The sequence below is a fragment of the Streptomyces sp. B6B3 genome (genome assembly GCF_039871525.1).
In the GTDB taxonomy this organism is placed as follows: Bacteria; Actinomycetota; Actinomycetes; order Streptomycetales; family Streptomycetaceae; genus Streptomyces.
Genome location: NZ_JBDPLU010000048.1, coordinates 1 through 10,745 on the forward strand (window position 1 = coordinate 1; position 10,745 = coordinate 10,745).

Consider the following 10,745-nt stretch of genomic DNA (forward strand, 5'->3'; position numbering starts at 1 on the left):
GTCGGGCCCCGGCACACGGCCGGGGCCCGACGGTGGTCCGGGCGACGCGGGTCAGGAGGCGGGCTGCCCGAAGGCCGGGATGATCGAGCCCTGGTAGGTGTCCTCGATGAACCGCTCGACCTCGGGCGAGGTGAGGAGCTCGGCCAGGGTGCGCACCCGCGGGTCCTCCTCGTCGCCGGCGCGGACGACCAGCAGGTTGGCGTACGGGTTGCCCTCGGCCTCCTCCACCGCCAGCGTGTCCTCGACGGGCGACAGGTCGGCCTCGAGCGCGTAGTTGCCGTTGATGACGGCGGCATCGACGTCGTCCAGGGCGCGCGGCAGGGTGGCGGCCTCCAGCTCGTCGAAGCTGATGCCGTGGGCGTCGGTGACGTCGGAGACGGTGGCGTCGGAGCCGGCCGACTCGGCGAGCTCGATCACCCCGTTGTCGGCGAGCAGCTTCAGCGCCCGGCCGCCGTTGGTGGTGTCGTTGGGGATGGCGACGGTGTCGCCTTCGCCCAGCTCGTCGAGCGAGTCGACGGAGCGGGAGTACAGGCCGAGCGGCTCCAGGTGCACGCCGGTGACGCCGACCAGGTCGGTGCCCTGGTTCTCGTTGAAGTCGTCGAGGTAGGGCTGGTGCTGGAAGTAGTTGGCGTCCACCTCGCCGTTCTGCAGCGCGGTGTTGGGCAGCACGTAGTCGGTGAACTCCCTGATGTCCAGCTCGAGCCCGGCGTCCTGGGCGAGGTTCTCCTTGACGAAGCGGAGGATGTCGGCGTGCGGGACGGGGGTGGCGGCGACGGTCAAGGGCTCCGAGGGGTCGGCCTGGGCGCCGCCGCTGCCGCCCGAACCCGGGTCGGAGTCGGTGCCGCATGCGGTGAGGCCGAGGGCGAGCGCGGCGGTGGCCGCGAGGAGGACGCTGGTCCTGGTTCGGGTGCGCACGAAAAGTGCCTCTCTCTTACTGGTGGTACGGGTGGTACGGGTGTTGCTGGTGGTGAGGTCGGTGCGGGTGGGAGGGCGGTCGCGGTCGGTGCGGTGGGTGTTCATGTGGTGGCGCGTTCGCGCCGGGACAGCAGCCGGACGACGCCGTCGCCGAGCAGCTGGATCGCCGTCACGATGACGATGAGCACCACCACCGTGAGCAGCGTGAAGCCGGTCTCGAAGCGCTGGTAGCCGTAGGTGAGGGCGAGCGTGCCGAGGCCGCCGCCGCCCACCGCGCCGGCCATCGCCGAGTAGCCGACGACGGCGATGACGGTGGTGGTGAGCCCGGCGACCAGAGACGGCAGGGCCTGCGGCAGCAGCACCTTCAGCACGATGGTCCAGGTGCCGCCGCCCATCGCCTGGCCGGCCTCGACGAGGCCGTGGTCCACCTCGCGCACGGCGGTCTCCACCAGCCGCGCGAAGAAGGGGATGGCGCCGATGGCCAGCGGCACGATGGCCGCCGTGGGTCCGATGGCCGTGCCCACCAGCGACCGGGTGACGGGGATCAGCGCCACCATCAGGATGATGAACGGCAGCGAACGTCCGACGTTCACCACGACGCCGATGGCGCGGTTCACCACGACGTTCCGCAGCGGGCCCGAGCGGTCGGTGAGCACCAGCAGGACGCCGAGCGGTAGCCCGCCGAGCACCGCGATCAGGCTGGACCAGCCGGTCATGTAGAGCGTGTCGATGGTGCCCTGCTCCAGCAGCGGTTGCATCTCGGCCCAGGTCATCGCGTCCCCTCCCCCGCCAGCTCGGTGGCCGACCCCGCGGCGGAACGGGCCGCGTCCTCCGGGGCGACGACCTCGACGGTGAGCCCCTGCTCGCGGAGGAAGCCGATGGGCACGACGTTCTCCTCGAACCGGCCGGGCAGTTCGACGCGCATCCGACCCACCTGGCGGCCGCCCACGGTGTCCATGGCGGCGCCGAGGATCGAGACGTCGATCTCGTGCCGGCGCGCCAGCTGGGAGATGACCGGACGGGCGGCCGTGCCGCCGTGGAAGGTGACGTCCACGACAGTGTGGTCGGGCGCCGACGGGCCGCCGTCCAGCGGGAACAGCTCGTGGGCCAGGCGGGAGCCCGGCGTGGCCAGCAGGTCGGCGACCGGGCCCGACTCGACGATCCGGCCGCCGGACATCAGCGCGGCCGAATCGCACACGGACTTCACCACGTCCATCTCGTGGGTGATGAGCAGCACCGTCAGCCCGAGCTGCTGGTTCAGGTCGCGCAGCAGCCGCAGAACCGAGCGGGTGGTCTCGGGGTCGAGGGCCGAGGTGGCCTCGTCGGAGAGCAGCACCTTGGGGTCGCCGGCCAGGGCGCGGGCGATGCCGACGCGCTGCTTCTGACCGCCGGAGAGCTGGGCCGGATAGGCGCGGGCGTGGTCGGCCAGGCCCACCAGGTCGAGCAGCTCCGCGGCCTTGCGGGCGCGGTCCCGGCGGGACAGGCCGAGGATCTCCAGCGGCAGCTCCACGTTGCCGCGCACGGTGCGGGCGGAGAGCAGGTTGAAGTGCTGGAAGATCATGCCGATCCGGGTCCGGGACCGGCGCAACGGGGCCCCGGCCCGGCTGCCGCGGCCGGCGAGCGCCGTGAGGTCCTGGCCGTCCACGGTGACCGTGCCGGAGGTGGGGCGCTCCAGGAGGTTGAGGCAGCGGATGAGCGTGGACTTGCCGGCGCCGCTGCGGCCGATGACGCCGTAGACCTCGCCCGGTCGCACGTGCAGGTCGACGCCGTCGAGGGCGGTGACCTCGCGGCCACGGGAACGGTAGACCTTGGTCAGGTCCGAGGTGGTGATCACAGGGATGTCCGTCACTTATCGGGGCCCGGCGGCATGGGGGTGGGCGTCACCGGGCAGGGGCATGTCCCGCCGGGGCGGGGCGGATCAGGGCTCCCGGCGCGCGTCGGCGCACGCCGGCGCGTGGGGGCACCTCCCAGCCTTCCGGGCTGGGGCGGTTCCGCGGTGGGTGGTGGCGAGAGCGGCGGTGAGCGCGGGGGCGCGGTCGCTTCGGGGCGCGAGACCGGCTCTCAGGCGTGGGCCCTCAGAGGTGACACATTCGACGCGGGCAGCGGGCGGCGGGCAGCATCGCTGCCGCGCGCTGGTGCGGGCCGCCGTGGGTCGTGGTCATGTGCACCAGTAAAACAGACGTTCGCGGCCGGTCAGGGCTGTGGACTGGGGCCTGTGGCCAACGCCACGCCGCCGCGGCGTCCGGCGTCACGCTCCCCCGGGCTGGAAGGCTGGGAGGTGCCCCCAGGCGCCGGGCGGGTCGAGCGCCGGCAGTAGAGTCGGCCGCATGCTGACCCCGCTGACGGTCACGGTCGCCGTGGCCGCGCTGCTGCTGTCCGCCTGGTGCGGGTACGCGGCGGTGCGCGAACAGCCGGTCAAGGACTGGCACTACCTGGGCATGGCCGTGGTGCTGCTGCTGACGGTGGCGCAGGGCATCGTCGCGGCGGTGGCGCTGGCGGGGGGCGAGCGGCCCGCCGGGGACGGCACCGGGGTGTTCGTGTCGTACCTGCTCGCCGTGGTGCTGTGCCTGCCGCTGGTGGCGATCGTGGCGCTCGGCGAGCGCAGCAGGTGGGGCTCGGCGACGGTGGCGGCGGGCGCGCTGTTGCTGGCGGTGTTGCAGTTGCGGCTCGCCGACGTCTGGGCGGGAGGCACCGGTGGCTGAGCAGTCCGCGGGCCGGGCGGAGTCACCGGCGCAGGGCCGGTCGAGCCTGCGCGACGGGCCGGGGCGGCTGCTGGTCACGCTGTACGGCGTCTTCACGGTGGGCGCCGCGTCGCGGTCCGTCTACCAGCTGTCCACGCGCTTCGACGAGGCGCCGCTCGCGTACCTGCTGTCGGCGGTCGCCGCGCTGGTCTACGCGTTCATCACGGTCTCGCTCGTGCGCGGCGGCGAACGGGCGCGGCGGGTGGCGCTGGGCTGCTGCGCGGCGGAGCTGGCGGGGGTGCTGACCGTGGGCACCTGGACGGTGCTCGACGCGTCGGCCTTCCCGGACGCGACGGTCTGGTCCGACTACGGCCTCGGCTACCTGTTCTTCCCCCTGATCCTCCCGGTGACCGGCCTGCTCTGGCTCCGGAGGGCCCGCTGAGCCTTGCCGGCGGAGACCGGGCCGACAGGGTGCCCGCGCCGTGCCGTCTGTCGCACCGACGGCCCCGGTCCGGGTGCCCTGCCGGTGGGCGGAGGCCGGCAGGCAGGCGGCCGGGACGGCGCGAACGTCCTCCGGACGGGACCGACGAAGACGGGTCCGACCGGTTGGGCCGGTGACGCCACGCGGGCTCCCCTCGCATCCGGGACCGCGGCTTGACCGGGCCCAAGGCCCCAGCACGAACGCCCCCGGGCAGGGCCCATGAGAGGCATGGGACCGGTCGAACCGGCGGCCGCCACGCGAGCGCACGGCGTACCGGGCCGGAAGCCCCGGTACGAACGCCCCCGGGCAGGGGTGACAGATGGGGGCGACCGGGTGTGCCGCGCGAGGTCCCGGCGGACCGGGGACGGCGGCTTGGGCGGGGCGGACGGGACGGTGGCAGCCGGTCACGGACCGGGAACGGTCGCGTGCGAGTGGCCTGCAGGTGGGAGCCGGGCGACGGCGGTCGTGGCCGTGGGCCGGGGTTGCAGGTCCGTGGAGCCGCCCCGAGGGCGCGCTGGGGTGCCTCGGGTGGCCGGCCGTGTGGTCCGGCGGGTGGCCGAGGGACCGGGTCCCTCGGAGAGCGCGAACCCCGTCTGTCCGCCCGCTTCGGGGCGGGCGGACAGACGGGGACGCGGCGACGAACGCGGCAAGCGCTACGCGCTGGCGGCCAGCGGGCGGGCGGCCTCCTTCTCCATGGTGACCAGGTTCAGCTGACGGGTGATCTGCTCCGTGGCCACCGGTGCGTAGCCGAGCCTGCGGTACAGGCGCAGGCCGCTGCGGTGGCCGGCGGAGAGGCGGTACCGGGCGGCGGCGCGCTCGGCCGACAGCCGCTCCTCGACCGCGGCCAGCAACCGGCCGCCGAGGCCGTGGCGCTGCATCCGGGGGTGCACGATGAGCCGGCCGATGGACGCCGTGCCCTGGGCGTCCACGGTCCCGCGCACCGAGCCGACGACCTCCTCACCGAGCCGGGCCACCAGCACGCAGCCGCCCTGCAGTTCGGCGTTCAGCTCGGCGAGCGACTCGGTCAGCGGCTCGATCGTGTAGTCGCCGTACAACTCCGCTTCCGCCTGGTAGCACAGGTACTGGAGCTTCAGGATCTGCTCCGCGTCCCGCTCGGTCGCCTTGCCGATGGTGACACTCATGCCCATGGACACACGCCTCCCTAGCTGAGGTCTCGGGCGGGAACGCACGTGGAGATGAGGGTCGCGCGTCCCGCCGATGTAAGCCCTGACGGCGCGGGGGTGTGCGCCGCGCAGAAGCATTGTGCAAGGGAGCGGGTGCGGAGGGGAATGTGTAGGGGTCAACTGCCCCTGAGATTTCCGTCTCTGTCGCACCGCTGACGCACCGCCGTCACAAGCGGCGTCACCCGTCTACCGGGCGCGGAAGTCCGCCGCGGCCAGCAGCGCGGTGTCCGGCTGGTCGGCGAAGATGCCGTCGATGCCCTGGTCGAAGTACGTGCGCAGCGCCCCGAAGGCGTCGCCGTAGCGGTTCGGATCGTCGCCGCGCCGGAAGTCGGCGGGCAGGAAGGCGTTCTCGTTGCGCATCGTGTACGGGTGCACCAGTAGGTCAGCCGCGTGCGCGTCACCCACCAGAGTGGTGGGCGTGCCGAGGGAGCCGTCCCCCGTTCGGGGGATGACGAGGTCGAGCGTCGGCCCTATGCCCTGCGCGTAGCCGGCGATCTCGCGCAGTCCCTCCGGGGTGATGAGGTCGGCGACGGTGCGCGGGTCGCCGTTGGCCACGAAGTCCCAGGGGCGGGAGCTCGCCGAGGAGAGCAGCACCACCCGCGGCGTGTCCACCAGGCGGGCGAGCCGCTCCATGCTGGTCGGCTCGAACGACTGCAGGAACACCGGGGCGCTCGCCCGGTGCAGGCGGAACCGGCGCAGCAGCCGGGCCAGCGGCTCCTCCAGGCCGAGGCCGATGCCGCGGAAGTAGGTGGGGTGCTTGGTCTCGGTGTAGAGCCACACCGGGCGCCCACGCTCGCGGGCCTGGTCGGCCGCCCACTCCAGCACCTCCTCGTAGGAGGGCACGGTCCACCGGCCGTCGTAGAGCTCGTTGTTCGGGCGCTGGGCGGGGATGCGCTCGGTGGCCCGCAGGGTCTTCAGCTCCGCCAGGGTGAAGTCCTCGGTGAACCATCCGGTGAGCGCCGTGCCGTCGACCGTCCTGGTGGTGCGGCGGTCGGCGAACTCGGGGTGGTCGGCGACGTCGGTGGTGCCGGTGATGTCGTTCTCGTGGCGGCACACGAGGTGCCCGTCCCGGGTGGGCACCAGGTCCTGCTCGATGACGTCGGCGCCCATGTCGAGGGCCAACTGGTAGGCGCCGAGGGTGTGCTCGGGGCGGTAGCCGGACGCGCCGCGGTGCGCGACGACGGTCGGCACCGGCAGCCGGTCGTGGCCGGCGGTTCCGGGGCGCGAGGCGGCCCGCGCCGGGGTGGTGCCCAGCAGCGTCGCGGCACCGGCGCCCGCCGCGGCGGCCGTGAGCATGGCCCGCCGGCCCAGGGTCGATGGGGTGTGTTCTTCGGCCTGGTGCGCTGCCATGGTCGCCTCCGGTGTGGTTCGCAGGATCGCCTGATCGTAGGAAGGTTCGCGCACCGGCGCCGCAACGCGCCGGCGAACAGCGGGGAAAGGCCCGTCGACGCTGGTGGGGCGGGTGCCCGTCCGAACCATCCGCGTTCGCGCGGAGTGCCGTCTCGCGAGTATGGTCCTGAGGCATGCGGCCGAACGCATGCCCATGACCAACGGAGGGGAAGTTGTCCCGATTCGTGCTGTTGAAGATGCTCCTCGCCCCGCTGCTGAGGCTCTTCTTCCGCCCCCGGGTCGAGGGGGCGGAGGGTGTGCCCGCCACCGGCCCGGTCATCCTGGCGGGCAACCACCTGACGTTCATCGACTCGATCATCCTGCCGCTGATCAGCAAGCGGCAGGTGCTCTTCCTCGGGAAGGACGAGTACGTCACGGGCCGGAGCCTGAAGGGCCGGGTGATGGCCTGGTTCTTCACCGCGGTCGGCATGATCCCGGTGGACCGGGACGGCGGGCAGGGCGGGGTGGCGGCACTGATGACCGGGCGCCGGGTGCTGGAGGAGGGCAGGGTCTTCGGCATCTACCCGGAGGGCACCCGGTCCCCCGACGGCCGGCTGTACCGCGGCCGCACCGGCATCGCCCGGCTGACGCTGATGACCGGCGCGCCGGTGGTGCCGTTCGCGATGATCGGCACCGACCGGGTGCAGCCGGGCGGTAAGGGGCTGCCGCGGCTGGGCCGCGGCCGGCAGATCACGGTGCGTTTCGGCGCGCCGCTGGACTTCTCCCGGTACGAGGGCATGGACCGGGACCGCTACGTGCTGCGGGCCGTCACCGACGAGGTGATGGCCGAGGTGATGCGGCTGTCCGGGCAGGAGTACGTCGACATGTACGCCACCAAGGTGAAGGCCGCGTAGGACTTGCCGGCCTGAGGAGGGGACACGGGCCCGAGCCCGGCCGGTCGGCCGCACGACGTGAACGGTCGCCGCTCCGCCCGTCGCTCAGGTGTCGGCCCGGCACCCGGCCCGCCCCGGTGCACGGTGCGCCCGGCCCGGCGGCCGCGTCTCCGGCGGGCCCGTGATGTCCAGGGCAGCGACGCGCGGTGCCGTCAGCCGCTCCTCGTTGGGTCGGAGGGCTGGCGGCCGTCAGGTCGTCCCGGCTCCCCCAGCCGGCAGGCTGATGGGGTCCCCCACCGCCCACGGGGCACGCGGGCACGCACGGGGGACACGAGACTGTCACGGCTGGCCAGCCGGGCTTCACACGCCGATGTCAGGATGACGAGCGGGGCCCACCGGCCTGTCCGCCCCCCGGACGGCCCCGGCCACCGGTCCGGGCATCGACGTGGAGACGTGGAGGTGGGACGTGACGACGCGACTCGCGCTGACGCGCCGACGACATGTCGACTTCGCGCCGCTCGGTGGCGGTGGCGATGGCGGAGAGCCAGGTCAGCGGCTCCAGCCGGAACCGGCTGGCGTAGCGGACGTTGTCGGCCAGGGAGGGCTGGCTGGGTAGGGCGTTTTCTGGGCATGCGGAATTCCTGGTGCGTTCGGAATTGAAAGGGGCACAGCGAAGCCACCGGCGGGACGGCATGGTGGTCGGCATGGCGAACGCCGGAAAACCGGAAAGAGAAAGGAGGGAGGAGAAAAGGAGGGAGAGGCGTCGCGGTCAGCGACAGGCCGAGGCGGCGACGCGCATGAGGTCGACGGCGCGTCGCTGGATGAAGTCCGCGGGCATCGGCATGGAGCGAACGTAGTCAGGGCCCCGGCGAGGGGTCAAGGGCGGTCGGTGGGGGCGGGATTCGGCCCGCAACGCGCCCGGAATCAGCGTTTCATCCGTGGCCACGCGAAAAAAACCTCCGGCAACACCACGGCGACGCCGGCCCGGAATTCCGAGGTCGTGTGTCGCGGCGCGAACGTCGCGTGAGATTCCCGTGGCCGCCTGCCGCGGCCGAGGACTGACCGGGGTGGTGCCGGATCAGGACCAGGGCAGTGACGCGCGGTGGCGCCAGTAGGCGTCCGGCTGTTCGGCGAGGGTGTCCAGGGCGGCCAGCCGGTCCTCGTCCAGTCGCCGCCCGGCGGCCGTCAGGTTGTCCGAGAGCTGCGCCACGGTGGCGGCGCCGGAGAGCACCAGCCCGACCCACGGCCGGTGGAGCACGGCGGCCAGCGCCACGGCGTCGGGCCCGGCGCCGGTCTCCTCGGCCACCCGGCGTACCGCTGGCGGGGCGGAGGCGGCGGCGAGGCGGCCGTTGGCCATCGCCTCCTTGACGATAACGGTGAGGCCCGCCGCGTGTGCCTCGGCCAGCGCCGGCCCGGCCGAGGGCTCCAACACGTTGAACGTCGCCTGCACGGCGCGGAACAGCGGCCGTCCCTGGTGCGTGACCGCGCAGCCGGCGCGGATCGCCGCCGCCTGCCCGGGGCCGCTGGTGGACAGACCGACGCTGACCCCGGAGTCGGCGAGCCGGCGCAGCCGGTCCAGCACGGCCGGATCGGTCAACGCCGGGCTGTCGGGGGTGACGGAGTGGATCTGGTACAGGTCGAGGCGCCCACCGAGCAGCGCGCGGGTCTCGGCGTACTGGCGGTCGAAGGTGGCGGGGCCGTGGTCCTTCACCTCGTGCACCTCGGCGTCGGTACGCCAGTCCGCGGTGTAGGTGTAGCCCCACTTGCTGCCGACGACCACGTCGGTGGCGTCCGGGCGGGCGCGCAGCCAGTCGGCGAGGAACTCCTCGGCACGCCCGTAGGAGCGGGCCGCGTCCAGATAGCGCACGCCCGCCGCGTAGCCGGCCTCCAGCAGCGCGTGGGTGCGGGCCCGCAGCGCGTCGGGGGTGCGCTCGGCGGGCAGGTCGTGGTCGCGGCCGAGCGTGAGGTACCCGGGTCGGCCGACGGCGGCCAGACCGAGGCCGATCCTGGCCACCGGGGTGGCATGCGGGTCGAAGCGGGAGAGCGCCACGGTGGCCTCCTGCCTGGTGGGGCACGGTCGGTGGGACGACTCACGGTACCCGCGCCGCACGTCGCGCCCCGGATCCGGCCCGGGGGGCTGACTACGATGTCGGAAAGGTCCGAGCATGAGACGGGTGAACGAGGGGCGGTCGAGGCGGATGCCGACCAGTGGTGGCAGGGACGGGGACGAGCGGCCCGTGCGGTGGGGGATCCTGGCGACGGGCGCGATCGCCGCGCGGTTCACCGAGGACCTCGGCACGCTGCCGGACGCCGAGGTGGTGGCGGTCGGCTCCCGGGCGACGGCCTCGGCCGAGTCGTTCGCGCGGCGCTTCGGCATTCCCCGGGCGCACGGCAGCTGGGCGGCACTGGCCGCCGACCCCGAGGTGGACGTGGTCTACGTGGCGACCACGCAGAACGCGCACCACGCGGCCGTGGCGCAGTGCCTGCGGGCCGGGCGCGCGGTGCTCTGCGAGAAGCCGTTCACCCTCAACGAGGCCCAGGCGAAGCCGTTGGTGGCGCTCGCCAGGGAGCGGGACGTCTTCCTGATGGAGGCCATGTGGACCTACTGCAATCCGGTGATCCGGAGGATGACCGAGCTGGTGCGGGACGGGGCGATCGGCGAGGTGAAGACGGTGCACGCCGACTTCGGCCTCGCGGGTCCGCACGCGCCCGAGCACCGGCTGCTGGACCCGGCGCTGGGTGGCGGGGCACTGCTCGACCTGGGCGTGTACCCGGTGTCGTTCGCCCACCTGCTGCTCGGCGAGCCGGCCGAGGTGACCGCGTGGGGCCGGCTGCGCGGCGGCGTGGACGAGAACACGGGCATGGTGCTGGGCTACGACTCGGGGGCGCTCGCCGTGCTGAGCTGCTCGCTGGTCGCGGACACGCCGCAGCGCGGGGCGGTGACCGGCACCCGGGGGCGGATCGAGTTCCCCCGTGGCTTCTTCTTCGCCGAACGCTTCGTGCTGCACCGGGCGGGCGCGGAGCCGGAGGAGTTCACGGGCCCGACGCCCGGCCGCACGTTCGTCCACCAGGCGGCCGAGGTGATGCGGGCGCTGCGGGCCGGCGAGCGTGAGTCGCCGCTGGTGCCGCTGGAGGGCAGCCTCGCGGTGATGCGCACCCTCGACGCGGTCCGCGACCGCATCGGCCTCCGCTTCCCCGGCGAGTAGGCCTTCCCGACCCGGACCACGGCGGCGGGGGCCGCCTCCCCGCCCGGACCCCCCCC

The 10,745-nt window shown here is 73.8% G+C and carries 10 protein-coding genes; 4 read left to right on the forward strand and 6 right to left on the reverse strand.

What is annotated here, in order from left to right; all coding sequences use genetic code 11:
- Window positions 1-51 precede the first annotated feature (51 nt).
- The 3 genes from ABGB06_RS39095 to ABGB06_RS39105 are packed head-to-tail and all read right to left on the reverse strand — an operon-like array spanning window position 52 to window position 2,749.
- Entirely contained in the window at window positions 52-1,020 is a 969-nt protein-coding gene (locus ABGB06_RS39095) for a MetQ/NlpA family ABC transporter substrate-binding protein (protein ID WP_347600408.1), read from the reverse strand.
- Entirely contained in the window at window positions 1,017-1,688 is a 672-nt protein-coding gene (locus tag ABGB06_RS39100) for a methionine ABC transporter permease (protein WP_347600411.1), read from the reverse strand. Before ABGB06_RS39100 ends, ABGB06_RS39095 begins: the two co-directional genes overlap by 4 nt.
- Complete coding sequence (locus ABGB06_RS39105) at window positions 1,685-2,749, reverse strand: ATP-binding cassette domain-containing protein (protein ID WP_347600414.1); 1,065 nt, start codon at window positions 2,747-2,749, stop codon at window positions 1,685-1,687. Before ABGB06_RS39105 ends, ABGB06_RS39100 begins: the two co-directional genes overlap by 4 nt.
- Window positions 2,750-3,242: 493 nt before the next feature.
- Between ABGB06_RS39105 and ABGB06_RS39110 the strand changes: the two genes are divergently transcribed.
- Together ABGB06_RS39110 and ABGB06_RS39115 are read left to right on the forward strand one after the other, a co-directional pair.
- Window positions 3,243-3,617, forward strand: a complete 375-nt coding sequence (locus ABGB06_RS39110; RefSeq protein WP_347600416.1) for a hypothetical protein — start codon at window positions 3,243-3,245, stop codon at window positions 3,615-3,617.
- A 46-nt stretch (window positions 3,618-3,663) separates the two neighbouring features.
- A complete protein-coding gene (locus tag ABGB06_RS39115) occupies window positions 3,664-4,038 on the forward strand; it encodes a hypothetical protein (protein WP_347600429.1) in 375 nt (124 codons plus the stop codon).
- 692 nt (window positions 4,039-4,730) lie between these two features.
- On the opposite strand, the gene ABGB06_RS39120 is transcribed toward ABGB06_RS39115, so the two are convergent.
- Together ABGB06_RS39120 and ABGB06_RS39125 are read right to left on the reverse strand one after the other, a co-directional pair.
- Window positions 4,731-5,225, reverse strand: a complete 495-nt coding sequence (locus ABGB06_RS39120) for a GNAT family N-acetyltransferase (protein WP_347600419.1) — start codon at window positions 5,223-5,225, stop codon at window positions 4,731-4,733.
- Window positions 5,226-5,447: 222 nt separating this feature from the next.
- Window positions 5,448-6,611, reverse strand: a complete 1,164-nt coding sequence (locus ABGB06_RS39125; protein WP_347600421.1) for a glycerophosphodiester phosphodiesterase — start codon at window positions 6,609-6,611, stop codon at window positions 5,448-5,450.
- 212 nt (window positions 6,612-6,823) lie between these two features.
- Between ABGB06_RS39125 and ABGB06_RS39130 the strand changes: the two genes are divergently transcribed.
- A complete protein-coding gene (locus ABGB06_RS39130; RefSeq protein WP_347600423.1) occupies window positions 6,824-7,504 on the forward strand; it encodes a lysophospholipid acyltransferase family protein in 681 nt (226 codons plus the stop codon).
- A 1,057-nt stretch (window positions 7,505-8,561) separates the two neighbouring features.
- On the opposite strand, the gene ABGB06_RS39135 is transcribed toward ABGB06_RS39130, so the two are convergent.
- Window positions 8,562-9,533 (reverse strand): aldo/keto reductase, encoded by a 972-nt coding sequence (locus ABGB06_RS39135; RefSeq protein ID WP_347600426.1) that lies wholly within the window; start codon window positions 9,531-9,533, stop codon window positions 8,562-8,564.
- A 148-nt stretch (window positions 9,534-9,681) separates the two neighbouring features.
- On the opposite strand from ABGB06_RS39135, the gene ABGB06_RS39140 reads away from it, so the two are divergent.
- Window positions 9,682-10,689, forward strand: coding sequence for a Gfo/Idh/MocA family oxidoreductase (locus ABGB06_RS39140; RefSeq protein ID WP_347600432.1), 1,008 nt, complete (start codon window positions 9,682-9,684; stop codon window positions 10,687-10,689).
- Window positions 10,690-10,745: the final 56 nt, after the last annotated feature.

Excerpts from the sequence above, each read along its gene's own strand:
- ABGB06_RS39140 (WP_347600432.1), top strand. The coding sequence starts at position 9,682 with ATGCCGACCAGTGGTGGCAGGGACGGGGACGAGCGGCCCGTGCGGTGG.
- ABGB06_RS39125 (WP_347600421.1), bottom strand. The coding sequence starts at position 6,611 with ATGGCAGCGCACCAGGCCGAAGAACACACCCCATCGACCCTGGGCCGG.
- ABGB06_RS39120 (WP_347600419.1), bottom strand. The coding sequence starts at position 5,225 with ATGGGCATGAGTGTCACCATCGGCAAGGCGACCGAGCGGGACGCGGAG.
- ABGB06_RS39095 (WP_347600408.1), bottom strand. The coding sequence starts at position 1,020 with ATGAACACCCACCGCACCGACCGCGACCGCCCTCCCACCCGCACCGAC.
- ABGB06_RS39100 (WP_347600411.1), bottom strand. The coding sequence starts at position 1,688 with ATGACCTGGGCCGAGATGCAACCGCTGCTGGAGCAGGGCACCATCGAC.
- ABGB06_RS39110 (WP_347600416.1), top strand. The coding sequence starts at position 3,243 with ATGCTGACCCCGCTGACGGTCACGGTCGCCGTGGCCGCGCTGCTGCTG.